This window comes from Streptomyces sp. NPDC031466, assembly GCF_055581265.1.
In genome coordinates this window covers 351,090-377,113 of record NZ_JBVIJT010000006.1, presented here as the reverse complement: position 1 = coordinate 377,113, position 26,024 = coordinate 351,090, and the positions used below count along the sequence as shown (strand labels likewise).

General features: G+C 73.2%; 26 protein-coding genes and 1 tRNA gene. 19 read left to right on the top strand and 8 right to left on the bottom strand.

Features of this window, described 5'->3' with window-relative positions; translation table 11 throughout:
* Nucleotides 1-59: 59 nt before the first annotated feature.
* The 5 genes from ACZ5GP_RS16960 (at nucleotide 60) to ACZ5GP_RS16940 (ending at nucleotide 5,076) form a co-directional block, all read left to right on the top strand.
* Entirely contained in the window at nucleotides 60-896 is an 837-nt protein-coding gene (locus ACZ5GP_RS16960; protein ID WP_468751582.1) for a 2,3-dihydro-2,3-dihydroxybenzoate dehydrogenase, read from the top strand.
* A 164-nt stretch (nucleotides 897-1,060) separates the two neighbouring features.
* Entirely contained in the window at nucleotides 1,061-2,272 is a 1,212-nt protein-coding gene (gene dhbC, locus ACZ5GP_RS16955) for an isochorismate synthase DhbC (protein ID WP_468751581.1), read from the top strand.
* Nucleotides 2,269-4,023, top strand: a complete 1,755-nt coding sequence (locus tag ACZ5GP_RS16950; protein ID WP_468751580.1) for a (2,3-dihydroxybenzoyl)adenylate synthase — start codon at nucleotides 2,269-2,271, stop codon at nucleotides 4,021-4,023. The genes dhbC and ACZ5GP_RS16950 overlap by 4 nt, the downstream gene beginning before the upstream one ends.
* A 76-nt stretch (nucleotides 4,024-4,099) precedes the next feature.
* Nucleotides 4,100-4,747 (top strand): isochorismatase family protein, encoded by a 648-nt coding sequence (locus ACZ5GP_RS16945; RefSeq protein WP_468751579.1) that lies wholly within the window; start codon nucleotides 4,100-4,102, stop codon nucleotides 4,745-4,747.
* 89 nt (nucleotides 4,748-4,836) lie between these two features.
* Nucleotides 4,837-5,076: a phosphopantetheine-binding protein gene (locus ACZ5GP_RS16940; protein ID WP_468751578.1), complete on the top strand. Its 240-nt coding sequence runs from the start codon at nucleotides 4,837-4,839 to the stop codon at nucleotides 5,074-5,076.
* Nucleotides 5,077-5,110: 34 nt separating this feature from the next.
* Here ACZ5GP_RS16940 and ACZ5GP_RS16935 read toward each other — a convergent pair whose 3' ends face one another.
* Nucleotides 5,111-5,914: a maleylpyruvate isomerase family mycothiol-dependent enzyme gene (locus ACZ5GP_RS16935; protein WP_468751577.1), complete on the bottom strand. Its 804-nt coding sequence runs from the start codon at nucleotides 5,912-5,914 to the stop codon at nucleotides 5,111-5,113.
* A complete protein-coding gene (locus ACZ5GP_RS16930; protein ID WP_468751576.1) occupies nucleotides 5,898-6,443 on the bottom strand; it encodes a MarR family winged helix-turn-helix transcriptional regulator in 546 nt (181 codons plus the stop codon). Before ACZ5GP_RS16930 ends, ACZ5GP_RS16935 begins: the two co-directional genes overlap by 17 nt.
* A gap of 163 nt (nucleotides 6,444-6,606) precedes the next feature.
* Here ACZ5GP_RS16930 and ACZ5GP_RS16925 point away from each other — a divergent pair, with 163 nt between their 5' ends.
* Both ACZ5GP_RS16925 and ACZ5GP_RS16920 read left to right on the top strand, forming a co-directional pair.
* Nucleotides 6,607-7,020, top strand: coding sequence for an organic hydroperoxide resistance protein (locus ACZ5GP_RS16925; RefSeq protein WP_468751575.1), 414 nt, complete (start codon nucleotides 6,607-6,609; stop codon nucleotides 7,018-7,020).
* Nucleotides 7,021-7,113: 93 nt separating this feature from the next.
* Nucleotides 7,114-7,189 (top strand) — tRNA-Arg (locus ACZ5GP_RS16920).
* A gap of 844 nt (nucleotides 7,190-8,033) precedes the next feature.
* Here ACZ5GP_RS16920 and ACZ5GP_RS16915 read toward each other — a convergent pair.
* The gene (locus ACZ5GP_RS16915) at nucleotides 8,034-8,522 is read right to left on the bottom strand and encodes a hypothetical protein (protein ID WP_468751574.1); all 489 of its coding nucleotides are present in this window, start codon (nucleotides 8,520-8,522) and stop codon (nucleotides 8,034-8,036) included.
* Nucleotides 8,523-8,624: 102 nt separating this feature from the next.
* Nucleotides 8,625-9,827 (bottom strand): helix-turn-helix domain-containing protein, encoded by a 1,203-nt coding sequence (locus ACZ5GP_RS16910; protein WP_468751573.1) that lies wholly within the window; start codon nucleotides 9,825-9,827, stop codon nucleotides 8,625-8,627.
* An 82-nt stretch (nucleotides 9,828-9,909) separates the two neighbouring features.
* Between ACZ5GP_RS16910 and ACZ5GP_RS16905 the strand changes: the two genes are divergently transcribed.
* On the top strand, nucleotides 9,910-10,575 hold the full coding sequence (locus ACZ5GP_RS16905) for an HAD family hydrolase (protein ID WP_468751572.1): 666 nt from the start codon (nucleotides 9,910-9,912) through the stop codon (nucleotides 10,573-10,575).
* Between the two features lie 116 nt (nucleotides 10,576-10,691).
* On the opposite strand, the gene ACZ5GP_RS16900 is transcribed toward ACZ5GP_RS16905, so the two are convergent.
* Both ACZ5GP_RS16900 and ACZ5GP_RS16895 read right to left on the bottom strand, forming a co-directional pair.
* Entirely contained in the window at nucleotides 10,692-11,885 is a 1,194-nt protein-coding gene (locus ACZ5GP_RS16900; protein WP_468751571.1) for a helix-turn-helix domain-containing protein, read from the bottom strand.
* Between the two features lie 125 nt (nucleotides 11,886-12,010).
* Nucleotides 12,011-12,859, bottom strand: a complete 849-nt coding sequence (locus tag ACZ5GP_RS16895; protein WP_468751570.1) for a helix-turn-helix transcriptional regulator — start codon at nucleotides 12,857-12,859, stop codon at nucleotides 12,011-12,013.
* A gap of 100 nt (nucleotides 12,860-12,959) precedes the next feature.
* Between ACZ5GP_RS16895 and ACZ5GP_RS16890 the strand changes: the two genes are divergently transcribed.
* Complete coding sequence (locus ACZ5GP_RS16890) at nucleotides 12,960-13,724, top strand: SDR family oxidoreductase (protein ID WP_468751569.1); 765 nt, start codon at nucleotides 12,960-12,962, stop codon at nucleotides 13,722-13,724.
* 59 nt (nucleotides 13,725-13,783) lie between these two features.
* Here ACZ5GP_RS16890 and ACZ5GP_RS16885 read toward each other — a convergent pair whose 3' ends face one another.
* Nucleotides 13,784-14,665: a GNAT family N-acetyltransferase gene (locus ACZ5GP_RS16885; RefSeq protein WP_468751568.1), complete on the bottom strand. Its 882-nt coding sequence runs from the start codon at nucleotides 14,663-14,665 to the stop codon at nucleotides 13,784-13,786.
* 9 nt (nucleotides 14,666-14,674) lie between these two features.
* On the opposite strand from ACZ5GP_RS16885, the gene ACZ5GP_RS16880 reads away from it, so the two are divergent.
* The 4 genes from ACZ5GP_RS16880 (at nucleotide 14,675) to ACZ5GP_RS16865 (ending at nucleotide 18,093) form a co-directional block, all read left to right on the top strand.
* Nucleotides 14,675-14,935 (top strand): hypothetical protein, encoded by a 261-nt coding sequence (locus ACZ5GP_RS16880; protein ID WP_468751567.1) that lies wholly within the window; start codon nucleotides 14,675-14,677, stop codon nucleotides 14,933-14,935.
* Between the two features lie 85 nt (nucleotides 14,936-15,020).
* Entirely contained in the window at nucleotides 15,021-15,707 is a 687-nt protein-coding gene (locus ACZ5GP_RS16875; RefSeq protein WP_468751566.1) for a HEAT repeat domain-containing protein, read from the top strand.
* 522 nt (nucleotides 15,708-16,229) lie between these two features.
* A complete protein-coding gene (locus ACZ5GP_RS16870; protein WP_468751565.1) occupies nucleotides 16,230-17,531 on the top strand; it encodes a MerR family transcriptional regulator in 1,302 nt (433 codons plus the stop codon).
* 346 nt (nucleotides 17,532-17,877) lie between these two features.
* Nucleotides 17,878-18,093 (top strand): DUF4287 domain-containing protein, encoded by a 216-nt coding sequence (locus ACZ5GP_RS16865; RefSeq protein WP_468751564.1) that lies wholly within the window; start codon nucleotides 17,878-17,880, stop codon nucleotides 18,091-18,093.
* A 206-nt stretch (nucleotides 18,094-18,299) separates the two neighbouring features.
* Here the strand turns inward: ACZ5GP_RS16865 and ACZ5GP_RS16860 are convergent, their stop codons facing one another.
* The gene (locus ACZ5GP_RS16860) at nucleotides 18,300-18,662 is read right to left on the bottom strand and encodes an ANTAR domain-containing protein (protein WP_468751563.1); all 363 of its coding nucleotides are present in this window, start codon (nucleotides 18,660-18,662) and stop codon (nucleotides 18,300-18,302) included.
* A 131-nt stretch (nucleotides 18,663-18,793) separates the two neighbouring features.
* On the opposite strand from ACZ5GP_RS16860, the gene ACZ5GP_RS16855 reads away from it, so the two are divergent.
* The 6 genes from ACZ5GP_RS16855 (at nucleotide 18,794) to ACZ5GP_RS16830 (ending at nucleotide 25,972) form a co-directional block, all read left to right on the top strand.
* Nucleotides 18,794-20,053, top strand: coding sequence for an MFS transporter (locus ACZ5GP_RS16855; RefSeq protein WP_468751562.1), 1,260 nt, complete (start codon nucleotides 18,794-18,796; stop codon nucleotides 20,051-20,053).
* Between the two features lie 113 nt (nucleotides 20,054-20,166).
* Nucleotides 20,167-20,862: a snapalysin gene (gene snpA / locus ACZ5GP_RS16850; RefSeq protein ID WP_468751561.1), complete on the top strand. Its 696-nt coding sequence runs from the start codon at nucleotides 20,167-20,169 to the stop codon at nucleotides 20,860-20,862.
* 143 nt (nucleotides 20,863-21,005) lie between these two features.
* Nucleotides 21,006-22,937, top strand: a complete 1,932-nt coding sequence (locus ACZ5GP_RS16845; RefSeq protein ID WP_468751560.1) for a transglycosylase domain-containing protein — start codon at nucleotides 21,006-21,008, stop codon at nucleotides 22,935-22,937.
* Nucleotides 22,938-23,011: 74 nt separating this feature from the next.
* On the top strand, nucleotides 23,012-23,899 hold the full coding sequence (locus tag ACZ5GP_RS16840) for a MerR family transcriptional regulator (protein ID WP_468751559.1): 888 nt from the start codon (nucleotides 23,012-23,014) through the stop codon (nucleotides 23,897-23,899).
* Between the two features lie 106 nt (nucleotides 23,900-24,005).
* Entirely contained in the window at nucleotides 24,006-25,811 is a 1,806-nt protein-coding gene (locus ACZ5GP_RS16835; protein WP_468751558.1) for a trypsin-like peptidase domain-containing protein, read from the top strand.
* A complete protein-coding gene (locus ACZ5GP_RS16830) occupies nucleotides 25,811-25,972 on the top strand; it encodes a hypothetical protein (protein ID WP_468751557.1) in 162 nt (53 codons plus the stop codon). Before ACZ5GP_RS16835 ends, ACZ5GP_RS16830 begins: the two co-directional genes overlap by 1 nt.
* Nucleotides 25,973-26,024 lie beyond the last annotated feature (52 nt).

Sequence of the window (26,024 nt, the reverse complement as noted above, 5' to 3'; positions counted from 1 at the left end):
GGGCAGTGGTTATACGTTAGGTTAGGCTTACCTAAAAAGTAGGGGGAGGTCGCTCACTCATGCCTGAGCACATACCTGACGGGTCGCACGCCGAGGGCGAGTTCGCCGGGCGTACGGCTCTGGTGACCGGCGCGGGCCAGGGCATCGGCGCCGCCGTCGCCACCGCCCTCGCGGCCCGGGGCGCGCACGTCGTCGCCACCGACCGCTCGGCGCACGGCATCGACGAACTGGCCGCCGCCGCACGGGGGACGGCCGGCGGCACGCGGGGGACGGCCGGTGCCATCACACCGCGCGTCATGGACGTCACCGACCCCGCCGCCGTCACCGCCCTCGTCGACGACGTCGTACGCGAGCACGGCGCCCTCGACCTCCTCGTGAACGTCGCGGGCATCCTGCGGACCGCGCCCGTCGCCGAACTGACCGACGCCGACTGGGCCGAGACCTTCGCCGTCAACACCACCGGCGTCTTCCACACCTCGCGCGCCGCCGCCGCCCACATGACGGCGCGCGGCTCCGGCTGCATCGTCACCGTCGCCTCCAACGCGGCCGGGATCCCCCGTACGGGCATGGCCGCGTACGCCGCGTCGAAGGCGGCGGCCACGATGTTCACCAAGTGCCTCGGGCTGGAGATCGCCCGCAGCGGGGTGCGGTGCAACGTCGTCGCGCCCGGGTCCACCGACACCGCCATGCAGCGGGCGCTGTGGCCCGAGGGGCAACAGGACGTGCCGCGCAGCGTCATCGACGGCGACCCCGCGACGTACCGCACCGGCATCCCCCTCGGCCGGATCGCCGCACCCCAGGACATCGCCGACGCCGTGCTGTTCCTCGCCTCGGAGCGGGCCCGGCATGTGACCTTGCAGGAGTTGTACGTGGACGGGGGCGCGACGTTGCGGTGAGTCCCCCGGCCGGGGGCGGGGGCGGGGAACTGGACCGCCGCTGCGCGTCGGATGCCGCCCACCCACCCGTTTGCCCCGCGTCCCCCCGTACCGAACGAACCACCCCCACCCCCACCCCCGGACCGACCGCGGGGCGTACCCCGCCCCCAGAAACGGAGCCCTCCGTGTCGACGGCACCCGAAGTCGCCACGCCCGTCACGACGGCGGCCGAGCAGGCCCACCCCGCCGTGGGCGCGGCCACCGCCCTCCTCGACGCCTACACCCCCGGCGAACGCTTCCTCGCGACGCCCACCCGCACCCTCCTCTCCGAGGGCGGCGTCCACGCCCACGTCCCGCACGACGACAGACCCCTGCCGCAGCGCGTGGCCGCCACCCTGGCCGGCGCCCGCCGCGCCGGGCTCGCCAGGCCGTACGTCGTCGGCGCCGTCCCCTTCGACCACACCGCGCCCGCCGCGCTCGCCGTCCCCGCGGCCGTGCGCACCGCGCCGCCGCTCACCGCGGACCCGCTGATCGCGCTGCCCGCCGAGACGCCGGACGCCACCGACTGGCACATCCGCCCGGTACCGGCGCCCGAGGAGTACGGCGCCGGTGTGGCCGCCGCCGTAGAGCGCATGTGGCGCGGCGACTTCAGCAAGGTCGTCCTCGCCCGCACCCTCGAACTGACCGCGCCCGCCCCGCTGAACATCCCCCTGATGCTCCAGCGCCTGGCCCGCCGCGACCCCTCCGGCTACACCTTCGCGCTGCCGACGGCCCCCGGCCGCACCCTGATCGGCGCCAGCCCCGAGCTGCTCGTCTCGCGCCGCGGCCGGCAGGTCGTCGCCAACCCCCTCGCCGGTTCGACGCCCCGCAGCGACGACCTCGCCGAGGACGTGCGCCGCGCCGCCGCGCTCCTGGAGTCCGCCAAGGACCTGCACGAGCACGCGGTCGTGGTGGACGCCGTGCACCAGGCGCTCGCCTCGTTCTGCACGGACCTGACCGTCCCGGCCCGCCCCACCCTGATCCGCACCGCCACCATGTGGCACCTGTCCACCACGGTCACCGGCACCCTCGCCGCCCCCGACGCCTCGGCCCTCGAACTGGCCTGCGCCCTGCACCCCACCCCCGCGGTCTGCGGCACCCCGACCGCCACCGCCCGCGAGGTGATCCGCGAGACCGAGCCGTTCGACCGCGGCTTCTTCACCGGCATGATCGGCTGGGGCGACGCGAACGGCGACGGCGAGTGGGTCGTCACGATCCGCTGCGCCGAGGCCGAGGAGCGCTCCCTGCGGCTGTACGCGGGCGCGGGCGTCGTCGCCGCGTCGGACCCGGCGGCGGAGACCGCGGAGACGGGCGCCAAGTTCCGCACGTTCCTGAACGCGGTGGGAGCCGAGCTGTGAGCACCCCCGAGGCGCCGACGTGGCCCGAGGAGTTCGCCGCCCGCTACCGCGAGGCCGGCTGGTGGCGCGGCGAGACCTTCGGCCGGATGCTGCGCGAGCGCGCGGCCGAGCACCCCGACCGGATCGCGATCGTCGACCCGGCGGGGGACCCAGCCGGGCCCCGCCGCTGGACGTACGGCGAACTGGACCGCCGGGCCGACCGCCTCGCGGCCGGCCTGCTCGCCCGCGGCATCGCCAAGGGCGACAAGGTGGTCGTCCAACTCCCCAACATCGCCGAGTTCTTCGAGACCGTCTTCGCGCTGTTCCGCATCGGCGCCCTGCCGGTCTTCGCGCTGCCCGCGCACCGCGAGACGGAGATCCGCTACTTCTGCGAGTTCACCGAGGCCGCCGCGTACGTCATCCCCGCCGAGGACGGCGGCTTCGACTACCGCGACCTGGCGGCGCAGGTCCTGGCCGCCGTCCCCACCCTGCGCCACGTCTTCGTGGCCGCCGGCGACCCGGGCGCCTTCGAGGCGCTGTCCGACGTGCCCGTCGACCCGGCCACCGATCCGGTCACCGTCCCGGACCCGCCCGTCCCCTCCGACCTGGCGTTCCTCCAACTCTCCGGTGGTTCCACGGGCGTCCCGAAGCTGATCCCCCGCACACACGACGACTACATCTACTCGCTCCGCGGTTCGAACGAACTCTGTGGCGTCGACGCGTCGTCCGTGTACCTGGTCGCCCTCCCCGCGGCGCACAACTTCCCGCTCTCCTCGCCCGGTTCGCTCGGCGCGCTGTACGCGGGCGCCCGCGTCGTGCTCTGCCCGCGGCCGGCCCCTGAGGTGGCCTTCCCGCTCATCGAGTCCGAGGGCGTCACGATCACGGGCCTGGTCCCGCCGCTCGCCCTGGTCTGGACGGAGGCGGCGCCGTCATCGACGTACGACCTGTCCAGCCTGGAGGTGCTGCTGGTGGGCGGCGCCAAGTTCAGCGAGGAGGCGGCGCGGCGCGTGAGGCCCGCGCTCGGCTGCACGCTCCAGCAGGTCTTCGGCATGGCGGAGGGCCTGGTCAACTACACGCGTCTGGACGACCCGGACGAGACGATCGTGACCACACAGGGCCGGCCGATCTCCCCCGACGACGAGATCCGGATCGTCGACGACGAGGACAACGACCTGCCCGTCGGCGCGAGGGGCCACCTCCTGACCCGCGGCCCGTACACGATCCGCGGCTACTGGAAGGCGCCCGAACACAACGCCCGCTCCTTCACCCCGGACGGCTTCTACCGCACCGGCGACATCGTCCGCCTCACCGGGACGGGCCACCTGGTCGTCGAGGGGCGTGCGAAGGACCAGATCAACCGCGGCGGCGAGAAGATCGCGGCCGAGGAGGTCGAGAACCACATCCTCGCCCATCCGTCCGTGCACGACGCCAACGTCGTCGCCGAACCGGACCCCTACCTCGGCGAACGCACCTGCGCGTACGTCATCCTGCGCGCCGGCGCGGAGCCGCTGAAGCCGGTGGCGGTCAAGAAGTTCGTACGCGGACGGGGCCTCGCGGCGTACAAGGTGCCCGACCGCGTCGAGTTCGTGGAGGCGTTCCCGCAGACGGGCGTGGGCAAGATCTCGAAGAAGGACCTGCGGGCGGCGGCGTCCGCCACGCGGCCTGGGCCCCCTTCGCGGTCTGTTTCCTCCTGGCGGTCCGATTCCCCTTCGGGCCCCGAGGCCGAACCCATCCCACAGCCCGGGGGCGCGTCCCAGCCCACGCAAACCTGAACCCGCGAGCCTGCACGCACGCCTGAACGCCCCTCTGAACGCAAGCCTGAACACCTGAACGGAACACGTCACCACCATGGCCCTGCCCGCCATCGCCCCGTACCCGATGCCGTCCGCCGACGAACTGCCCGCCAACCGGGTCGACTGGAAGGTCGACCCGTCCCGCGCCGTGCTCCTCGTGCACGACCTGCAGAACTACTTCCTGTCGGCGTACGACCGCGACGCCTCACCCGTGCCGGAACTGCTCGCGCACGTAGCCGAGTTGAAGCGGACGGCGGACCGGCTCGGCGTGCCGGTCCTGCACACCGCGCAGCCGGGCGGCCAGACGCCCGAACAGCGGGGTCTCCAGCAGGACTTCTGGGGCCCGGGCCTGCCGGCCGACGAGCAGGCGGCGGCGTTCGCACCGGAGATCGGCCCGGCGCCCGCCGAGACGGTCCTCACCAAGTGGAAGTACAGCGGTTTCGTCCGCACCGACCTGCTGGAGCGGCTGCGCGAACAGGGCCGCGACCAGCTGGTCATCACCGGCGTCTACGCCCACATCGGCGTACTGATGACGGCGTGCGACGCGTGGATGCAGGACATCCAGGCGTTCGTGGTGGCCGACGCGGTGGCCGACTTCTCGGCGGACGACCACGCGATGGCGCTGCGCTGGGCGGCGGGCAAGTGCGCGGTGGTCACGACGACGGCGAGGGTCTTCGACGACGCCGGCCACGACGCGATCTGACGACTCAGAGGCCCTGAGGCCCTGACAGGCCTGTCGGCCCTACCTGCCCCCTGACTGCCCTGACTGCCCTGACGGCAAGGAGCGACACCGTGACCACGACCCCTCTGACCCTCGACCAGCTGCGCGCGGACGTGGCCGACGTCCTCGGCGAGGACCCGGCGGACATCCCCGCGGACGAGAACCTCGTCGACTACGGCCTCGACTCCGTACGCCTGATGAGCCTGCTGGGCCGCTGGCGCCGCGACCACGGCGTGACGGCGTCGTTCGCGGACCTGGCGGAGCAGCCGGCGCTGGAGAAGTGGGTGCCGCTGCTGACGCGGGAGGCGTAGGTCCCGCCCGGCGCGTTCAGAAGGCGGAGTCCGTTCAGAAGGCGGAGTTGTCGAACCACCGGTCGAGCAGCTCCGGGTCGCCGGAGGTCCGGAAGGCCTCCGCGTCGCGCCCGAGCCGCCCGTAGAGCAGCAGAAGCAGATCGGCGGCGGCCCCGCGCACGGAGGCGGCGGCGGCCTGCCCGGTGGCGCGGATGAGCCCGAACCCGTCGCTCCGCAGCTGTACGAGCCACTCCTGACCGGTGTCGTCGGCGCGGAACCGGAGGACTTCGTCCCGGCCGCGCAGTCGGACGACGCCGGGCGCGAAGGGCGTGGCGTAGGGCAGATTGACGAGGAACTCGTCCACGCCGTCGGCCGCGAGCACCGGGTCGATCACGGTCGGCAGCCCCAGGGCGGCCTCGGCGTCGGTGCGGTGCACCAGGGTCTCGTACAGCATGCGCCGGACCCAGAAGCGGGCGTGCGGGTCGGCGCCCCAGGTCCACATGCGCCCGTCGGTGTCGATCTCGGCGAAGGTCCGGGCGGCCAGCTCCGCGCCGGCGGCGAGCCAGGCACCGTACGCGTCCTCGCGCTCGGGCAGATCCAGTTCGACCTCCCGCGTCCGGGGCGCTTCCTGGACCCCGGCGCGCAGCAGGGCGGAGAACCACCGCTGCACGCCCCCGGTGTGCCGGACCAGATCGAGGAGCGTCCAGCCCGGGCAGGCGGGCACGGGAGTGGAGAGATCGCCCCGTTCGAGGACGGCGGCGAACCGCCGGGTCTCACGGGCGACGGCGTCGGCGTGCAAGTCCGCGCCGAGCCCCCTGCGAGGACCGACGCCGGCACCGAAGTCACCGGACACAGTCACGCGCACCCTCTTCCTCGGCTTCCGTACCGACCTCCGTACCGACTTCCGTGCCGGCGGCGTCGAGGGCGTGGGTCAGCGCGTTGAGCCGGGAGCGCAGGTCGCGTACCTCGTCCAGGGAGAGCCCGGTGGACGAGGCGATGGTGCGCGGCACGGCGAGAGCCTTCTCCCGCAGCGTGACGCCCTGCTCCGTGGGCCGCACCGAGACGGACCGCTCGTCCTCGACGCTGCGCCGCCGCTCCACGTACCCCGCGGCCTCCAGCCGCTTGAGCAGCGGCGACAGCGTCCCGGAGTCCAGCCGCAGCCGCTCCCCGATCTTCTTGACGGGCAGCTCGTCGTGCTCCCAGAGGACGAGCATGACGAGGTACTGGGGGTAGGTGAGCCCGAGATCCTTCAGGGCGGTCCGATAGACGCCGTTGAAGGCGCGGGCGGCGGCGTGCAGCGAGAAGCAGACCTGCTGATCGAGCCGCAGAAAGTCCTCGTCCCGGTCCGCGCCACCGCGTCGCGCGCCGGACTCCTTGACGTTGTCCATCCCCCCACTGTACTGACGTACCCCCCAATCGAGTAGCGCCCAATTAGGTTGCGCACAACTAAATAGCGTGCTCTACTAAACCCATCGGTTCCCGCCGGCACCCATCGGCTCCTACGGGTGACCGCGAACGGAACCGCGAAAACCAGCAGGAAGAAGGAGAATCATGGACGCGCTGTACACCGCTGTGGCCACCGCCAACGGCCGCGAGGGCCGCGCCGTCAGCTCCGACGGCCAGATCGACCTCCCGCTCGGCTTCCCCACCGCCCTCGGCGGCAACGGCAAGGGCACCAACCCCGAGCAGCTGTTCGCGGCGGGCTACGCGGCCTGCTTCGCCAGCGCCATGGGCAACATCGCGCGCCAGGAGAAGATAGACGTCTCGGACGTCTCGGTGACGGCGGAGGTGAGCATCGGCAAGGACACGGACGGCGGCTTCGGCCTCTCCGTGATCATGCGCGCGGAACTCCCCGACCACCTCCAGGGCCCCGCGGGCGAGGACCTCCTCAAGAAGACCCACGCCTTCTGCCCCTACTCAAAGGCCACGCGCGGCAACATCCCCGTGGAACTGGTCATCGAGTAACCACCCCCGCCCTTCACCTCGGCACCCCCAAACGACCACCCGCTACACTGACGGCGGTGACGCGCTCCCCAGGGACCCGCGCCGCCATGCCTCGCCTTCGTAGCTCAGGGGATAGAGCACCGCTCTCCTAAAGCGGGTGTCGCAGGTTCGAATCCTGCCGGGGGCACCAGGTCAGCAGGGTTAAGGCCCAGGTCACGGAGCAAGTCTCCGGTCCTGGGCCTTTGTTGTGCGCACTCTGGCTACACGCTCAGACAGCCTCGCTACACCCTCGCTACCGGAGCGCGGCTCCTAAATTTCCCCTACATGATCTCCGCGTTTCCGCAGGTGGCGGCCGGGAGTCACGAGATGCACACGCAGGCCACCCGTGAGGGAGGACCTGCTGACGCGCCGGCACCGTTCGTGGAGGGGGGTGATCCACCTATGTGTACCGACGGCGGACCATCGGGGCCCGCGTCCGCGAAGAACGCGTGCGGCTGACCCTCACCCAGGAGCAGGTCGTCCTTGCGGCCCGCATCGACCGAGTCACCCTGTGGGTGATGGAGATTTCGCTGGCTGCACTGATGGATTGATCAGCACCCGTCCCTCCTGAAGCCTCAGCGGGCGGGCCCGCCCCGGGGGTCGACGATGGGCGGGCCACGGCGGGCGTCTACCGGGACGTGCGCCGCACGAAGGTGGGCAGCTGAGGGCAATTCATGCGCCACCAGACGACCGCCCCGCCTGCCGAAAGGGACTCCTTCGGCATGGAAGTGCCGGGGTGATCCTTGGTGATCGGCGCGTCGCAACGCCAGCAGAACCGTGTGCCCTCGCTCATCGGCAGTCCTCTTCGCTGGGCTCGTAGTGCTTCAGCAACGACGGCACGCCGCGGAGGGCGCGACACAAGCGGGCCCGCTCCTCGCACGTCCCGGGGCCGCAGCCGGGGCAGTCGGCCTGGTGGGCACGAATGCGCCCCTCCAGCAGGTACGCGGCCGCTTCCGGACCGTAGATCCAGGTAAGCCGACTACTCGGAGGGGCGCTCACAGCTCCGCCTCCTGGGTGATGCTGAGTCCGAAGCCGATCAGGGCCTCGACGGTGGCGGGCTCGCACAGGTCACCTTCGAACCGCGGTGGCACCACCCAGTGGGTGCCCGGCGGCTTCGTGCGGCCGATCTTCGGTACGCCGAGATAGGTGCCGACTCCCAGGCGCGGGGCGAGGTCCTGGTACTTCCAGACGTGCCCGGTCCGATGGGTCCGCATCAGGACGTCGAAGGTGCCGCCCATCGCCCGGCCGTCGAAGAAGGCGGGGCCGTTGAGGAACCGGGTGAGGCGTTCGGTGATCTCCAGCGGATCGTACGTGTCCACCGCCGCGAGGACGAGCCGCGCGGGCAGGCGCGCGGCCTCGAACTGCCGGCCGAGCGGGAGCAGGGCGACGCCGGTGTCCGCCCATTCGCGGTGGGCCTGCTCGGGAGCCTGTTGAGCACAGGCGAGCCATGTCGCGATCTCGTCCACGTCTTGTCGCGCAATCATCGGACCCCTCACAGTCTGGTGGCTTGCCTCACACCGGTGACCGTAGGGGCCTCTGCCGGGCTCACCCGAGCTGACAGTTCGGGTGGACCATAGGCTCGTCAGCTACACGAGTCCGATCCGCACTGCCAGCTGCTCAGCCTGCCGGGCGTGCATCGCCCGTGCCCGGCGGATCACCGTCAGCACCAGCTGCCGAGCGAGCGGCGCCCGAGTGAGATCCTCAGGGGCAATGGTCTCCAGGCCGAGGAGGGCCAGCAGCGCGGCTGCATCGTCCCGCCGCTGGCTGTGGCAGGCCGCCACCTCCAAGCCGAAAGTGAACTCCCGCTCCAGCGAGGGCAGTCCACTGACGTCGATGGCATCCGCCGTGTGCAGTGCCTCGCCGGTCTCGCCCGCTTCCATCTCGATGGACAGAGCGTGCAATGCGATGTTCGTCGGCCCGAACACCGTCCACCCGATGTTGCTGTCGTCGGGCACCGCACATGCCGCAGGACCCGCGTGCTGAACGAGTCGCTCGCGCGCTTCCCACCACCGACGCCGGCGAGAGGCGCCGACGACAGCCACGAGTTGGAGAGCGCCTCGCATCGCTGTTCGCTCGACCTCTCGCATCCGCGCGTCGACTACGTCTTCTGCCGCCCGCAGCGCGAGTTCCTCAGCCTCTGCCGGTTGGCCAGCAGCGAGCAGGACGTGTCCGAGGTTCCACTGGGCGGCTGCGATGCGCAGTGGGTCATCGGCGTCTTCGGCAGCTCGCATCGCCCGATCTGCCGCGATGGTGGCAAGGTCGACGCGGCCGGTACGCCGCAGGTAGGAGCGGAGCAGGCAGTACAGGTCTGCGGCTGCCCGGAGAGTGCTGCGCCCCTCGACCGGATCCGGTCCGGTCCGAGCGGCACGCGCGGCGTGCTCCACATCGGCAACCAGTGCGGGCAGCGTCTCGGCCGCTTGGGTGAATCGGTCCCCTGCGGTTTGCCAGGAATGCCAGGCGGCTTCCACCCGGTCCCTCAGCTCAGCCGCTGTGGCGGGCGCACCGCTGAGGGCTGGACCGTAGCCGAGGAGCGCACGGCCGACCGCGGCCTCCGCCGTGTCCGTCAGCTCTTCCTCTTCAGGCGGCTGTTCCGACAACAGGGCAGCCGTGGGAACCCCCAACTCCTGAGCCAGTGCGTACAAGATGGGCAGCGACGGAACCTTGAGACCGCGCTCAATCTGGGACAGGTAATCGGGAGAAATGCCCACCAGACCAGCTACCGCGTCTTGCCGTCTCCCTCCGCGGTAGTGCCTGATTCGGTCCCCGATAGGAAGGTCTGAGGCCACCATGCGCCCGCTCCTTGCTCGCTATGCCTGAGCGTAAGGTGCCCGCTACGCGGGGACACAGGAATGCAGCGAGAGAGGGGGCGCCGTGACGAAGCTGGTGCTGTGGGACATCGACCATACGCTGATGGCCACGGGCGACCTGGGGCGTGAACTGTGGGCCCAGGCCTTCGAGGAGGTGACCGGAGTCGAGCTGAGAGAACAGGCGTCCGTCACCGGGTCGACGGAGCGCGTCATCCTGCGGGAGACCGCGCGCCTGCACGACATTCCCTACAGCGATGAGCTGTTCGAGTCCTTCGCCAGTGCTCTCGGCGGCGTCCATGTCCGGCGGGCCGCCGAGTTGCGCGAGCGCGGGCATGCCCTGCCCGGAGCCGCCGCTGTCCTCGCTCGCCTCGCGAAGCAGGGCCTGCGGCAGACCGTGGTGACGGGCAACGTGCGTGGGGCCGCCGAGGTGAAGCTCGCGGTCTTCGGCCTTGATGACTACATGCGACTCGACGAGGGGGCCTACGGCGAGGATGGGGAGGAGCGCCCCGAGCTGCTGCGTGCGGCCCTGGCACGATCCTCGGCTCGGGCCGAGGCCACGGTGTTCCTCGGTGATACTCCTGCGGATGTCGCGGCTGGGCTGGAGGCCGGTGTGCGGATTGTCGCCGTCGCCACGGGGCGCACCTCTGCACAGGAGTTGCGGAGCGCCGGTGCTGACACAGTGCTCGAAGGGTTGACGGATACTGAGGCGGCGCTCGCCGCCATCGTGTAGGTGCGGCTCGTCCAGGGTTACGAAAGGCTTGTCAGTCGGCCACGCCCCGGAGCCGTTCAAGCGGTCGCCGGGGCCCTGCCCGACTCATGGGGACGGAACGTCCCAGTTTCGCGGCGCTAGTCCCCTGCTCCCAGGAACTCGGCCAAGGGGCTCAGCCCGGCCGGGTGGTTGGGGAGTGCCCACAGGTCGCGCACGATGGCCACGGCCAGCGTGTGATGCCGCATCCACGTCGGCGCCACGCGGCGCAGGGACTCCAAGGCCTTCACGGCCCCTGCCGCGTCCCCGAGGTCTGTGTGGGCGCGGGCCACGTCCAGCAGCAGCCATGTCCGCCAGGACGGCGGAGTGTCCTTGCTCAGCCGCATTCCCTCGGCGAGGGCCAGAGCGTCTTCGGGGTGCCCGTACTGGACGGCCAGCCGGACACGTTCGATCCGTACCGAAGACGGGCTGAACACGCTGACCATCCGGCTGTCGCTGCCCTGCGGCAGCTCGGCGACACGAGCGGCCTCGGCCTCGGCGCCCGCCATCAGCTCTGCCGCTCGCCCGTAGTCGTTGCTGCGCGCGGCAGATGTGGCAGCGGACATGGTCAGTGCGCCCCAGACCTTCAAGCCGTCAGCGGTGTCCGTGTGGCCGCCCCTCTGGACGTCGTCGGCGGCGAGCAGAGCGATGCTGAGGGCGTCGGCGAGGCGCCCCTGCCTCTGGTACGCCCACGCGACGGAGTTGACGATCATGGGGCGGAGGAGCGGGTCAGAGGACTGCCCTGCCGCCTCTATCGCCCTCTCCAGGCTGATGAGAGCGAGGTCCGTCTTGCCCATGCGCACAGCAACGTGCCCGGCGAGCTGGAGAGCCTTGCCCAGTGCCGCGAACCCGGCGGCTTCGTCGTCGCCGAGAGTGGCGGCGCGCGCCTCGGAGATCATGTCCGGCAGCGCCTGCATCACGGTCTCGAACTCGGCAGCGTGATAGTGCGTCCAGCCGTCCGCGATCTGCTCACGCAGGGCGGCCAGTGAGAAGTCGGGCCCGGGCGGCGTCGGTTGTGCCCCCCACAGGGCCGGCATGATGGCGCGCCGCACCGCCACGAAGCGAGGCCCGTCGTTCTCTCCGGTGGAGACGGCCGGCGGATCGCCCAGGAGGGTCGTCAGCTCGACGCCGAGTCCATTGGCCAGGGCATGAAGTGTGGGCAGCCGCGCCGAATGCTTACGCCGCTGTTCGAGCTGCCGGATCACGTCGACGGATACTCCCGAGCGCTCGGCCAAGTCCTCCTGGGTCAAGGAAGCCAGGCGGCGGAGAGTTCGCCCCAGGTCGTCGGTTGCCACGCCGTCACGGTACGCCGAACCGGCGGAGAGGTGGCCCGCCGGGCTGGCGGCAGGCCCCGTCGGCGCGTGCCGAAAGGGTCCCCTCGCGCCCGAAACGGGCATGGTCAGCGGGACGGCAGCCGGACCTACCGCTCCGCCCCCGTGAACCGGTCCAGGCCCAGGACCGCCAGCAGTTGCAGCTTCTCGTGGGCCTCTGTGCGGGGTGGGGCCGTGAGGACCAGGAGGGTCTGGGACTGGTCCTCGGTGAACAGGGCCTGGCAGTCCAGTTCGATGGGACCCAGTTCCGGGTGGATCAGTGTCTTGTGGTCCTCGAAGCGCTGGGCGACCTCGTGCCGGTCCCACAGCTCCGCGAACTCCGCGCTCAGCTTCCGCAGGCTCCGCGCGAGGTCGCCGGCCCGGGAGCGCGGGCCGCGCAGGCCGTACGCGGCGCGCAGGCTCGCGACCAGCGCCCGGCTCTGCCGGTCCCGGTCGGCCTCGGGGTAGCGCGACCGCTCCCCGGGGTCGGTGAACCAGCGGTGGATCACGCTGCGGTCGGCTCCCGTGTAACCGGACGCGTCGCCCAGCAGCGCGGCGGCCATCCTGTTCTGTACGAGCGTCTCGCCCAGCTCGGACAGGATGAGTGCCGGGGTGTCGTCGAGGCGGTCGAGGACCCGCAGCAGCGCGGGCGCGACATGCGGCGCGGACGACGCCGTCGTCGGCGCGTTGTGCCCCGCGACCCGGTACAGGTACCGGCACTCGTCGCCGGTCAGCCGCAGCGCCCGGGCCAGCGACCCCAGCATCTGCTCGCTCGGCTGCGGGCCGCGCCGCTGTTCGAGGCGCGTGTAGTAGTCGGTCGACATCAGGGCGAGGGACGCGACCTCCTCCCGTCGCAGGCCCCGGGTCCGCCGGCGCGCACCGGCGGGGAGCCCGACGTCCTGCGGCTGGAGCTCCTCGCGGCGGCGGCGCAGGAAGTCGGCCAGGGCTGCACGGTCCATGGCCCGAGTATCGCCCGCCGGCCGGGGGCGAGCCAGGGATCGCCGGTCCCCCGATGAGTGGTCCCTGCCCCCGCCGCGCTCGGCTGGCGACAGTGGACCCATGAACATCTCCGGAAACACCGTCTTCATCCCCGGTTCCACCAGCGGCATCGGTCTCGCCCTCGCCCTGGAGTTGAAGGCCAGGGGCAACACCGTGATCGTCGGCGGCCGGCGCGCCGAGGCCCTGGAGCGGATCGCCGCCGAGCACCCCGGCGTCGACACCGTGCGGATCGACACCACGGACCCCGCGAGCATCGCGTCGGCCGCCCGGCAGGTCCTCGCCGACCACCCCGACCTCAACGTCCTCATCACGATGGCCGGCGTGATGCGGGTCGAGGACTGGCACGAGCCCGCGTCCTTCCTTGCCTCCGCCGAGTCCACCGTCACGACGAACGTCCTCGGGCCGATCCGCCTCATCGCCGCGTTCATCGAGCACCTCCGTACGCGGCCGGACGCCACGATCATGACCGTCTCCTCGGGCCTCGCCTTCGCGCCGCTGAAGGCGACGCCCAGCTACAACGCCTCCAAGGCCGCGATCCACATGCTCAGCGAGTCGATCCGGCTCCAGCTCGCCGACACCTCGGTGCAGGTCGTGGAACTCGAACCGCCGGCCGTCCGCACCGCCCTCATGCCGGGCCACGAGGACAACGAGTCGGCCATGCCGCTCGATGAGTACATCGCCGAAACGGTCGGCCTCTTGGAGTCCCGGCCCGACGCGAAGGAGATCCAGGTCGAGCGCGTGAAGTTCCTGCGCTACGGCGAGGCCCGCGGCGACTACGACGAGGTCGTCGCCGCGCTCAACAGCACCGACCCGCACGGGAAGTGACGGGTCCGGCCCGGCGGCACACGACGGCAGTGCCGTACATCTGTACAGCCGTCGTGCGTCTACAGGTCCAGCTGGTACTCGTGGGACGTGTGCGTCGGCAGATGGCCCAGCTCGTCGTTGACGCGCCGCATGTGCGGGTTGTTGTCGGCGGTGTCGGTCAGCAGGCCGCTCAGCGCGGGGTGGCGTTCGCGGGCCCGCACGATCGAGGCGGCCTTCATCCAGCGGGCGAGACCGTGGCCCCGGTGCTCGGGCAGGACGGCCGTGCCGTAGTGCTGGGCGTCACCCGTCCCGTCGCCGGGCACCACCAGTTCGGTGAAGCCGACCACGGCCCCGTCCGAGCGGTGGACGGCCGCCACGGTGTGCAGGAGGTCGCCGCGTGCGGAGACGGCGTCCGCCGCCGCCCGTACCCGCTCGTGGTCCCAGCTCACCGTGCCGTGGTCGAGGGTGCCCGTCGGCATGTCGTCCATGGCCCGGCGCGAGGCCACGAAGGTGTCGGCGAGTTCGTCGGGCACCGTGCCCTCCCACTCCGTCAGCCGGTAACCGGCGTGCGGCGTCCCGGCGTACGCGGTGAGCGCCGGCAGGTCCGCGTCGGCCGACGACAGGCGGGCGTAGGTGAGCGTCAGCGCGGTACGGAAACCACCGGCCGCGAGGAAGGCGGCGCCGGGGGTGCCGGCCTCGGCCTGCGCGACGACCGCGCGCCGGCCGTCCCGGCGGGCGGCGGTGACGGCCGCGGCCAGCAGCAGGGTGCCCGCCCCGGCGCGCCGCTCGGCCGGGTGGACCCCTACGTCCAGTTCCGCGAGCCGGCGCCGGCCTTCGTCGGTGAACAGGCGCAGGAAGGCGTGTCCTGCGGGGGTGCCGTCCGCTCGGGTGGCCAGCCAGGCCAGTCGGCGGAAGGAGGGGCTCTCCTCGGGGTCGGTCAGGGCGGTGACGCGTATGGACAAGCTGTCTCCGTGAAGTCGTGGAGCCGTCAAGAGCGCGAGGAGGCGCTCTCTGCCGCACTGGCCGCCGTCGTCGACGACCCCGCGCCGGCCATCGCGCCCCGGGCCTGCGCCGCGCTGATCGCCGCGGCGGACCGGCTCCTCTTCCGGCGCATCCAGGAACTCACGCTGGCGGGCCGCGCCGACGACGAGATCGAGGCCACGCTGCTCCCGGAGGCCGACCACCTCCGCGCCCTCCTCGCCGCGGCTCTCGGCGACGACCTCACCCCCTGATGCCCGCGAGGGCCGGGCGGAGGGGTACGGCGGCTTGACCCTGACACCGTGACAACCTCTTTGCTGGGGCGCGGAGGTGGTCCTCATGATCACGAACGACACGGCTGCCCTGGACCGGGCGCTGGAGGACGGCCGCTCGTCCGTACGGCTGCGGGCCGCGCTGGCGATCGGGACGACGCCCGATCCCCGGTTCGTCGACCGGCTCGTCGAGCGGTGCGCCGTCGAACCCGACTTCTCCGTGCGCGAGATGCTTACGTGGGCGCTCACCCGGCATCCGGCGGAGGTGACCGTCCCGGCGCTGATCGGTGAGGTCCGCTCGGAGTGCGCGCAGGCGCGTGCGCAGGCGCTGCACACGCTGTCCAAGATCGGGGACGGGCGGGCGTGGCCGGCCATCACGCGGACGGTTCTGTGCGACAGCGACGACGAGGTGGCGCGGACCGCCTGGCGGGCGGCCGTCGCACTGGCCCCGGAAGGGGAAGCGGCCGGGCTGGCCGCCGTACTGCTGACACAGCTGGGGCGTGGCGGACACGAGACCCGGCGCAGCCTCAGCCGGGCGCTCGTGGCGCTCGGCGAGGTGGTCTCGACGCCCCTGCGGGCCGCGGCGGAGGACGCCGACCCTCACGTACGGGCACACGCACTCGCCACGGAACAGCTGCTGCGCGACCCGGACATGGGTTTCGAGTACGCCGTGGAGGAAGCCAAGCGCGTGGTGGCCCTCGGCGGGGAGGAACGGGTGGTCGTCGGCGACGTCCGGCCCGGCGGGGGCGGCTGACTCGGCCGGGGGCAACTCAGTGCGGGCGGCACTCGGCCGGGGGCCGGCCCCGCGGGGGCAGCCGGTTCGACGAGGACAGCTGACCCGGTGGGGGTGGCTGACCCGGTGGGGGTGGCTGACCCGGTGGGGGCGACTGACACGGTGGGGGGCTGACCCGGTGGGGGGGCTGACCCGGTGAGGGTGGCTGACCCGGTGGGGGGGCTGACCCGGTGAGGGTGGCTGACCCGGTGAGGGTGGCTGACCCGGTGGGGGGGGCTGACCCGGTGAGGGTGGCTGACCCGGTGAGGGTGGCTGACCCGGTGAGGGTGGCTGACCCGGTGGGGGGGCTGGCTCGGCGCGGTGGCGGACTTGGCGGGGGGATCGGCCCGGCGGGTGCGGCTGACGAGGCGGGGTGCTTGACCCGTGGGGTGGCCTGGGGTGGCGGTCAGGCCGGAAGGGGAGGCGGGCCGGGAGTGGGTCGGCGGGGCGGCCAGTTGTGGGGTGTGGGGGGATACGGTCGGAAGGGGCGGGAGGGTGTGCGGCGTGCGGGGAGAGAGGGCGTGGGGCGCGGTGTTGATCGGTGAGGTGGCCCGGCGGTCCGGCGTCAGCGCCCGCATGCTCCGGCATTACGAGTCGCTCGGACTCGTGCGGCCGACGGGGCGTACCGTCGGCGGCTACCGGGAGTACTCCGGGGAGGACATCCGGCGGATCTTCCACATCGAGAGCCTGCGGTCGTTGGGGCTCTCGCTGCGGGAGATCGGGCGGGCCCTCGACGACCCCGGCTTCACGCCCTCGGCGCTCGTCGACGACCTCGTCCGGCAGACGCGGGACCGCATCGCGCGGGAGACGGAGCTGCTCACCCGCCTCAGCCGGGTCGGCGCCGCCGGGCCCCACGACTGGGAGGACGTCCTCCACGTCGTCGCGCTGCTCCAGGCGTTGGGGTCCAAGAGCGCGGGCAGGCGCCAGCGCGCGGCCCTGTCGTCGGGGCAGCCGGCCGCAGGCCAAGAGGCCCCCGTGGAAGCGCTGGTGGAGGCCGCGCTGCGGGAGGCGGACCCGGTCGTCGCCGGGGCCCTTCGATGGGCCTTGGCGCGTGCGGGCGGCAGCGGGTGGGAGCTGCTGGCGGAGGGTCTCGGCTCGGCGGACGCCGACGTGCGCAAGCGGGCCGTCCAGAGCCTCGCCGAGATCCCGGACGCCGAGGCGACCAGGCTGCTGGGGGACGCCCTCGCCCACCCCGACGTCGTGGTCCGCAGGTACGCGGCCCTGGCCCTCGGCGCACGGGAAGCGGCCTCCTCGCCCCCGACACCCACCGGGCCACGCCCCGGGAGGGGCACGGGCCCTCGCGCCACCCCGCCCCCCGCCACGCCCACCACCCCTGCCCCGTACGCCGACCCCCGTACGGACACACTCACCGACACCGACACCGACACCAACCCCGGCCCGCGTGCCACCCCTGACCCGTACGCCGACCCACGCCCCCGCCCCGACCCGCACACCGTCCCTCCCCTCGACCCGCGCCCCGCCCCACTCCCCGACCCGCTCGTCGCTCCCCTCGTCGGCACCCTGCTCGACATGGTCGTGGCGGAGGCGAACGACGTGGACGCGGCCGACGCGTTGGGCGTGCTCGCGGGGCGAGGGGCCGAGTGGGCGGAGCGGATCGCCGTCCTGTTCGTCGATCACCTCGACCGCGCCGCCGGCTCCCCCGGCGCGCGGCGGCGCCTGACGCAGGCGCTCGCGGACATCCCCGGACCCACCGCGGCACGCACCCTCGCCGAGCTGGCACACGACGAGGACCGTGCGGTTTCCCTCACCGCGACCTACCTCCTCGGCAGGCGCGACCTGGGGTGACCACCCGCGCCCTGCCAGAGTGGGGACCGCGAGGCGGTACGGCCGGCCGGAGACGGACGAGGTCGCCGCGCGGCCGGGATTCGGCTTCCGTCCCTTCGGGGTCGGACCCCGCAGCCGCGGGGGGGGCGGGCCGACCATGGTTGAGGCCGCACTGGTGCTTGCGCTTCGTCGTCTCGGCCTACGGCGACATCCGGACGCTGGTCACCCCACGGGACAACCGCCCAGGATCCCTTACGGGAGCGATTCCGTGACGTAGATCACGCCAATGTGCTGCCCGCGGGCGATGAGTAACGGTCCTGTCCGGCGTCTTACCCACGACCGCACCTACCGCCGGAAAGGAACCGCCGTGAGCGACACCGCAGTGAAGGGCCCCACCAGTTACTTCCCCTCGATCGAGAAGAAGTACGGGCGGCCCGTCGAGGAGTGGAAGCAGCTGGTGCGGGCCTCGCCGCTGACCCGGCACATGGAGCTGGTGACCTGGCTCAAGACCGAGCACGGCATCGGCCACGGCCACGCCAACGCCATCGTCGCCCACACCCTCGCCGAGGCCCGGGAGGCGTGAGGGGGGGCACCGGCCGGTCCGGGCGGTTTGGCGGTGCGGGTACGGGTACCCGCACCGCCACGCGCAGGGGGCGCCCGGGAGTGTCCTGCGCCAGGCTCTCCTCGTTGGAAAAGCAGCGTGGAGAGCTGCCTCTCCTGCCGTCGGCCGCACAGCGGCCGTCGGTTCCGCTGACGCCGTCGGCTCCAGAGGCGCCGTCGGCCCCGCGCCTACGCCGTCGGCCCCGCGCACTCCGACGTCGACCGGGCGCGGGCCAGGCTCTCGTCCAGCGCCTTGCGGATGTCTTCGGGCAGGTCACCGGCGCAGCCCCAGGCCACGATCAGGTCCGCCACCCGGCTCAGTTTGATGTTGGTGTGCTGCGAGGTCTCCCGCAGCACCGTCCAGCCGTGGTCGGGGGTCAGCCGGCCCATCGCGACGACGATGCCGATCGCCTGGTCGATCGTGGCGTGGGACTCCACCGCCTGTTCCAACTGGCTGACCTTGCGTTGCAGCGCGATGACCTTCTCGCCCTGCGCCGCCGCGTCCTGCGGCTCGACGGGTGGTCGCTCCGGATCTCTGTCTGATGACGTCACATCGCCTCCGGGGGTAGCAGCCAGCGCCAGAATGCCACGGCGTATTCGTCGGAGCCTATGCTTCCCGCCGGGCGGGCGTCCCGGCCGCCCCATCACCGGGACCACCGGGACCACGGGGAGCGGGGGACGGCATGAGCGCCACGGGCACCACGGCAGGACCGACACCGCCCACGGCCCCCCGATCGCCCCTGCGCGTGGCCGCGTTCCGCCGCTTCCTGCTCGCCCAGCTCGTCTCCGCCACGGGCTCCGCGATGGCGCCGCTCGCCCTCGCGTACGCGGTGATCGGCGCGGGCGGCGGGGCCGGGGCGCTCGGTGTCGTGCTCGCCGCGAACACCGTGCCGACCGTGGTCTTCCTGCTCGCCGGCGGCGTCCTCGCCGACCGGGTCTCGCGCAGCCGGCTGCTGTGCGGCGGCAACCTCCTCGCGGCGGCCGCGCAGGGCGCGTCGGCCCTGCTGGTGGCCACCGGGCACGCGGACACGGCCCGGATCGCGGCCTGCGGCTTCGTCTCCGGTGTCGCGGTGGCCCTGACCGCGCCCGCCGCGCAGGGCGTCCTCACGCGGCTCGTCGCACCCGGGCAGCTCCAGCGGGCCAACGCCCTGCTGCGGCTGCCCACCAACGCCGTCAAGGTGGTGGGGCCGGTCGCCGGCGGTCTGCTCGTCGCCGTCGGCGGCCCGGCGTGGGCGCTCGGCCTCGACGCGCTCACCTTCGTCGCCGCCGCCCTGCTGCTGCTCGGGCTGCGGCTCGGCGCCCCCGCCGCCCGCGGCGGCGCCCTCGCGGATCTGCGGGCGGGCTGGACGGGGTTCTGGTCGCGGACCTGGCTGTGGACGTACACGGCCGCCGGGACCGTCCTGGTCGCCGCCTTCCTCGCGGGTTACCAGCTGCTGGGCCCGGTGATCGCCGAGGAGCACTACGCCGGCGCCCGCACCTGGGGGCTGGTCCAGGGCGCGTTCTCCTTCGGGCTGCTCGCGGGCGCGCTCGTGTGCCTGCGGTGGAAGCCGCGCCGGCTCCTCGTCGTGGCGGTGACGGCCAGTTCGGGGCTCGCGCTGCCCCTCGTGGCCCTGGCGGCCGGTCTGGCGCCACCCTGGCTGCTGCTGTGCGCCGCGCTCGCGGGCGTGTGCCTGGACGTCGCGGGCGTCACCTGGGTCACGGCCTGCCAACAGCAGGTGCCCGACGCGGAGTTGGGGCGGATGAGCGCCTTCAACCAGGTGGGCGAGCGGCTCGCCGTCCCCGTCGGCTACCTTGTCGTCGCGCTGTTCTCGCACGCGTTCGGCGACCGGTCCGTGCTCGTGGTGTGCGCGGGGATCATCGTGGCGGCCACCGCCCTCAACCTGTGCGTACGCGACATCCACCGCGTCCGGCGCCTCAACGAGCCACTCCCGAAAGGGAGTTGATGCCATCGCGCTATCCCCGAATGGCATCGGGGCAGTGCGTCCCGTGCTCCCGATACTCGTCCCGACCGGAGGCCGCACCCGCAGGCCTCCCTCCCGGAAGGGACACACCCCACATGAACAGAACCAGAGTCCTCGCGGCCCTCGGCACCGCGGCCCTCGTGGCCGGCCTGACCGCCCCCACGGCGTTCGCGGCCCCGGCCCCGGCCGTCGACCAGGCCCCCTCCGCGTTCCGGACATCGTCGTACGCCCCCTCCTCGTCCGCCTCCTCCTCGTACGACGGCGAGAGCCGGGCCGCCAATCGGCAGTTCTTCGAAGCCGTCATGAAGTCGGCGCTGAAGAAGCAGGCGGCGAAGCCCGGCATCCAGGCCGTGACCGTCACCTACAGCACGCGCCGGGCGCCCAGTTTCCGCGGCCAGATAGCGCAGAGCACCCAGATCTGGAACTCCTCCGTGAACAACGTGAAGCTCCAGGAGGGCAGCAGCGGAACGGACTTCGAGTACCGCGAGGGCAACGACCCGCGGGGCTCCTACGCCTCCACCGACGGGCGGGGGCACGGCTACATCTTCCTGGACTACCGGCAGAACCAGCAGTACAACTCCGTGCGCGTGACCGCGCACGAGACGGGTCACGTCCTCGGGCTGCCCGACCACTACTCGGGCCCGTGCAGCGAGCTGATGTCGGGCGGCGGCCCCGGACCGTCCTGCACCAACCCACGGCCCAACGCCCAGGAACGCCAGCGGGTCGACAGCATCTGGGCCCTCGGCGTCGCCGTCCTCAAGGACGAGGGCGAGCTGTCGAAGATCCGCTGAACCACCGGCTCGCCGGTCCGCTGAGCCGCCGAGCCGCCGCCCTGCCGGGAATCGGCTGATTCGCGACCACGGCGGACCCGTCGATCCGTGAGAATTGCGGATTCCGGGCCAACCCGGCCGCGCGTGGCGCACTCTCCCACGACATGGGGTCTCATGCTCAAGGGAAGAAGACGCGCCGCCGCGGCCGGAACACCCCCGGCGCCGGTCCGGCCCGTCGGCGGCTGGTGGACTATCCGCGCTCCGGGCGCGCGGGCGCCCGCCGCTGGCTGCCCTCGTGGCGTCAACTGCTGGGCACGAGCGCCCTGTTCGTCCTCGCCGTCGCGACGCTCTTCGTGTGCGTGTACGTCAGCGTGGACGTCCCCGACGAGAACGCGGCGGCCCGCCGCGAGGCCAATGTCTACTACTGGTCCGACGGCACCCAGCTGGCGACCACCGGCGAGGTCAACCGGCAGCTGGTGGAGCTGGACCAGATCGCCCCCTCGGCCGTGCACGCCGTGATCGCCGCCGAGAACGAGACGTTCTACGAGGACTCCGGGGTCTCCCCCAGCGGCCTGGCCCGGGCCGTCGTCAGCATGGTCGGCGGCGGCGAGACCCAGGGCGGCTCCACCATCACCCAGCAGTACGTGAAGAACACCTACCTCTCGCAGGACCAGACGGTCACCCGCAAGGTCAAGGAGTTCGTGATCGCGCTGAAGGTGGACCGCAAGAAGAGCAAGGCGGAGATCCTCAAGGGGTACCTCAACACCAGCTGGTTCGGGCGCGGCGCCTACGGCATCGAGGCCGCCGCCCACGCCTACTACGGCATTCCGGCCAAGCAGCTGAACCCCAGCCAGGGGGCCCTGCTGGCCGCGCTGTTGAAGGGCGCCGAGCTGTACGACCCGGCAGCCGGCGCGGCCAACCACCGGCGGGCGAAGGAACGCTGGGCGTGGATCCTGGACCGGCAGGTCGACGCGGGCCTGCTCGCGAAGAAGGAACGGGCGAAGTACCGCGTCTTCCCCGAGCCGCGCAAGCAGTCGCACTCCACCGGCCTCGGCGGCCAGAACGGCTACTTGGTCGACATCGCCAACAAGTACGTCCGGCAGCGCACCGGCCTCACCGACGAGGAGCTGGCCCGCGGCGGCCACCGCATCCACACCACCTTCGACAAGGACAAGGTGCACCGCCTGGAACGCGCCGTGCGCCGGGTCGCGGAACGCGACCTCGCGCCGAGGACCCGCGCCGCCGACCGGTACGTGCAGGTCGGCGCCGCGTCCGTGCGGCCGTCCGACGGGGCGGTGGTGGCGCTGTACGGCGGCCCCGACGCCACCGAGCACTTCAACAACAACGCGGACACCTCCGGGGTCCCGGTCGGTTCGGCGTTCAAGCCGTTCGTGCTGGCCGCCGCGCTCCAGCACGGGGTGGGCGGGACCGGGCAGTCCGCCGGCGACCTGGCCGACAGCCGGTACGGCTCCGACGGCACCCTGCGTCCCTCCCGGGGCCGGCGGGACCCCGACCGCCCCACCCTCGGCAGGGCCCTGCTCTTCGGCGGCAACGCGACCTACGTACGCCTCGGCGAGGACGTCGGCCTGGCGCAGGTGAGGCGGACGGCGCTCGACGCGGGGCTGCTGCGGCAGAGCATGGCCCCGCTGGAGCCGGCCTTCGCCCTCGGCACGTCCACGCCCAGCGCCATCCGGATGGCCACCGCGTACGGCACCTTCGCGAACGGCGGACTGCGGCACGCCCCCTACTCGGTGACCAAGGTCGTCAAGGACGGCGCCGCGCTGCCCGGACTGGAGCGGCCGGGGCCGGGCCGCGCGATGGACGCGGGGGTGGCCGCGGAGGTCACCGACGCCCTGCGCGCGGGGGCCAGAGGGCTCGGGCCGGGGGTCGCGGCGGGCCGCACGGGCGACCAGGACCGGCTGCGGACGGCGTGGTTCGCCGGCTACACGAAGGACCTCTCGACCGCGGTGACCGTGTTCCGCGTCCGCCCCGGGGAACCGGCGCTGCTGCCGATGTCGGGCGTCGGCGGGGCGAAGGCGCGGCGGGGCAACCAACTGCCGCCCCGGATCTGGCAGGCGTACGCGGGCGGCGGCTGACCGTCCGGGCACCCGCCGTTGACCTTGCCCCAGGGGCAGACTCCAGAGTCTGCGGCATCGGGCCGACCGGCCCGGTGACGGAGGATGGCACCGTGACCGCGCAACCAGAGGACGAACTGCTCTCCATCGGCGTGTTCGCCGCCCGCGCCCGGCTCTCGCCCAAGGCGCTGCGGCTGTACGACCGGCTCGGACTGCTGGCACCGGCGCACGTCGACGACGCCAGCGGCTACCGCTACTACCGGGCCGGCCAGATCGAGCACGCCCGCACCGTGGCGTTGCTGCGCCGGCTCGACATGCCGCTGGCCGGCATCGCGGAGACGGTACGGCTCGACGGGGAGCGGGCGGCACACGCGCTCGACGCCTACTGGGGCGCGGTCGAGGAACGGTTCGCCGTGCAGCGCACGCTCGCGCGGTACCTCCGTGGACGACTTTCGGGAAGGAACGCCGAGTTGTACGCGACATTCGAAGTGGAAACCGTGGACGTGCCCGAGACCCACGTCCTGAGCGAGACCCGGCATGTGAGCGCCGGGGAGCTGCCCGCCTGGATCGCCGCGTCGGCGGAGCGGCTGGAGCGGGCGGCCAAGGAGGAGTGCGGCGGCATGGCCGCCCCGCACTACGTCGTCTACCACGCGGAGGTGTCCGAGGAGAGCGACGGGCCCGCCGAGTCCTGCGTGCCCGTCCGGGACGCCGAGGCGGCCCGGGCCTGGGCGGCGGCACAGGGGCGCGCGGCCGGTGCCACCGTGCGGGTCGAGCCCGCGCACCGGCTCGCCCGCACCAGGATCACCAAGGCGCAGGTCGCCCATCCGCAGATCATCGCCGCCTTCGATGCGGTGGAGGCCTGGGCCGCCGAGCAGGGCCTGACCCTGAGCGGGCCGTGCCGCGAGGTGTACTTCGCCGACTGGGACGGCAGCGGCCCCGAGGACGAGGTGTGCGACGTGGCGTTCCCGGTCTCCGCCGGGTAGGCGCTTCCCCGCCCCGGTGCCGGGGAGGCGGCGTTCGGTGCCGCGCACCGTCTCTCCCGTGCAACCCAGGCGTCATCGCCCTCCCGCGCGCCTATTCTGAGGAAGCATGGGGGACGGGGACGGAACGCGGGGAGCCGTGGGCGCGGGGGTCGAAACTCCGCGCGAGCACGGCAGTTGGCGGGTGCGGCTGCGGCGGTGGGCCGCGTCGGGGAGCGGTGACGTGCTGGGCGCGGGGGTGCTGTTCGGCGGCGACCACGTGCTGACCTGCGCCCATGTCGTGCGCGATCCGGCGACCGGGCTGCGGCCCGACCGGGTGCGGGTGGAGTTCCCGCTGCTCCAGGGTTTGACCCGCACCCCACGGCGCACCGCGACCGTGGCGGCCGGGCACTGGGTGCCCGCGTTCGGCAAGGCGCAGGGCGACCTGGCGGTGCTGGTCCTGGACGAGCCCGCGCCCGTGCCGTCGCCGGTCACGCTGCACCGCACGCTCGACTACCGGGGCGCGCCGGTCCTCATCGACGGCTTCCCGGAGTACCGCTCGGGCGGGCAGTGGCTGACGGGCGTCTGCCGGGGTCCCGGCGGCGAGGGCGACGAGCGGGTGCAGATCGATTTGGGCGGGGCGGGCGGGCTGCGCGGCGGGTTCAGCGGATCGGGGGTGCTGGAGGAGGGCGGCGACCGGCTGCTCGGGATCGTCGTGCAGGCCGACGAGAGCGGCGCGCACGGGTACATGATCCCGGCGGCCACGGTCGCCAAGTACTTCCGCCGGTTCGCCGAGCGGTACGTGAGCGGCCCGCACGCCGTGCCCGGCCACCGCGTCGTCTCGGCCGAGGCGGCCCGCGCGGCCCGCCCGCACGGCCTCCAGCGCACCGTCACCCGCTGGCTGGAGGCCGCCGCGGACGCCTGGGACACCGAGGTCCTCTTCATCGCCGAGGACGACGAACGGGCCCGGCAGGCGTTGTACGTCGTGCTGAACATGGCCGACCGGGAACAGGCGCCGCACCTGGCCGCGGGCCCGCCGGCCGGCTGCGGAGCGCAGGCCCCGGGCGCCGGCCCGCCGGGCACCGGCACGCCGCTCCTGTCCCGCGCCGGGATCGCGCCCCGCGCCGGCAGCATCGCCCTGGTCCTGGACCTGGAGGGCGTCGCGCTCGACGACCCCGGCCGGCCGGAGGTGCGCGACGCCCTCGCCGTGCTGCGGCACGAGTTGCGGCACGCGGCGCGGCGGCCCACCGGCCCGGCCCGCGGGCCCGCCGTCGCCGTGCTGCACGCCGACCGCTCGCCGACCGAACCGGCCACGGCGGTCCGCGACCTGCGGGAGCTGGCCGAGGCGGGCGCGCGGCTGCTGCTCGTCGTGCGCGACGGCACCCACGGTTTCCCCTACGCGATGGCCGAGCATCTGCTGCCCGCCGACCGGGCCGCGCGGTGGCTCGGGCGGATCGGCGACCGCGTGGACGAGCTGGCCGACACCGAGCGGCGCGCGCGGTCCCTCTTCCGCCGCGTGGAACCGCACGTCGTGGACCCGCCTGCCGCCACCGGGTACGCGGCGCGGGCCGCGCTGTGGACCGTGCAGCTCAGCGATGAGCTGCGGCCGCCGACCGGGCGGGGCGGGCCGGGCCTCCTGGAGAAGCTGAGCCGGGCCGAACAGGCCGTGGACACCTATCTGTTGCGGGCGGCGGCCGCGGAGAGCGAGCTGCGGGAGATGCTCGACGAGCATCTGCGGCTGCGCGCGCTGCTCCGCGACCACCTGGCACGGCTGGCCCGGCGCGGCCTGACCGAACACCCCGACGCGGTCGGCCCCTACCGCGAGGCGCAGCGGCTGCTGATGGCGGGGCCGTGTCCGCTCGCCGACGCGGAACGGGCGGTGGAGGCCTTCGCCCGCGTGGTGCGGCGCCTGGCCGAAGCGGACGGTGCCGCGTGATGCCCGTCCAGACCTGCCCGCACCTCGACGCGACCGGCCCCCACCGCGAGGCACAGCGGCTCCTGATGGCGGGGCCGTGTCCGCTCGCCGACGCGGAACGGGCGGTGGAGGCCTTCACCCGCGTGGTGCGGCGCCTGGCCGAAGCGGACGGTGCCGCGTGATGCCCGTCCAGACCTGCCCGCACCTCGACGCGACCGGCCCCCACCGCGAGGC

Excerpts from the sequence above, each read along its gene's own strand:
- ACZ5GP_RS16960 (WP_468751582.1), top strand. The coding sequence starts at position 60 with ATGCCTGAGCACATACCTGACGGGTCGCACGCCGAGGGCGAGTTCGCC.
- ACZ5GP_RS16945 (WP_468751579.1), top strand. The coding sequence starts at position 4,100 with ATGGCCCTGCCCGCCATCGCCCCGTACCCGATGCCGTCCGCCGACGAA.
- ACZ5GP_RS16930 (WP_468751576.1), bottom strand. The coding sequence starts at position 6,443 with ATGGACAACGTCAAGGAGTCCGGCGCGCGACGCGGTGGCGCGGACCGG.
- ACZ5GP_RS16925 (WP_468751575.1), top strand. The coding sequence starts at position 6,607 with ATGGACGCGCTGTACACCGCTGTGGCCACCGCCAACGGCCGCGAGGGC.
- ACZ5GP_RS16915 (WP_468751574.1), bottom strand. The coding sequence starts at position 8,522 with ATGATTGCGCGACAAGACGTGGACGAGATCGCGACATGGCTCGCCTGT.
- ACZ5GP_RS16910 (WP_468751573.1), bottom strand. The coding sequence starts at position 9,827 with ATGGTGGCCTCAGACCTTCCTATCGGGGACCGAATCAGGCACTACCGC.
- ACZ5GP_RS16895 (WP_468751570.1), bottom strand. The coding sequence starts at position 12,859 with ATGGACCGTGCAGCCCTGGCCGACTTCCTGCGCCGCCGCCGCGAGGAG.
- ACZ5GP_RS16890 (WP_468751569.1), top strand. The coding sequence starts at position 12,960 with ATGAACATCTCCGGAAACACCGTCTTCATCCCCGGTTCCACCAGCGGC.
- ACZ5GP_RS16875 (WP_468751566.1), top strand. The coding sequence starts at position 15,021 with ATGATCACGAACGACACGGCTGCCCTGGACCGGGCGCTGGAGGACGGC.
- ACZ5GP_RS16855 (WP_468751562.1), top strand. The coding sequence starts at position 18,794 with ATGAGCGCCACGGGCACCACGGCAGGACCGACACCGCCCACGGCCCCC.
- snpA (WP_468751561.1), top strand. The coding sequence starts at position 20,167 with ATGAACAGAACCAGAGTCCTCGCGGCCCTCGGCACCGCGGCCCTCGTG.
- ACZ5GP_RS16845 (WP_468751560.1), top strand. The coding sequence starts at position 21,006 with ATGGGGTCTCATGCTCAAGGGAAGAAGACGCGCCGCCGCGGCCGGAAC.
- ACZ5GP_RS16835 (WP_468751558.1), top strand. The coding sequence starts at position 24,006 with ATGGGGGACGGGGACGGAACGCGGGGAGCCGTGGGCGCGGGGGTCGAA.
- ACZ5GP_RS16830 (WP_468751557.1), top strand. The coding sequence starts at position 25,811 with ATGCCCGTCCAGACCTGCCCGCACCTCGACGCGACCGGCCCCCACCGC.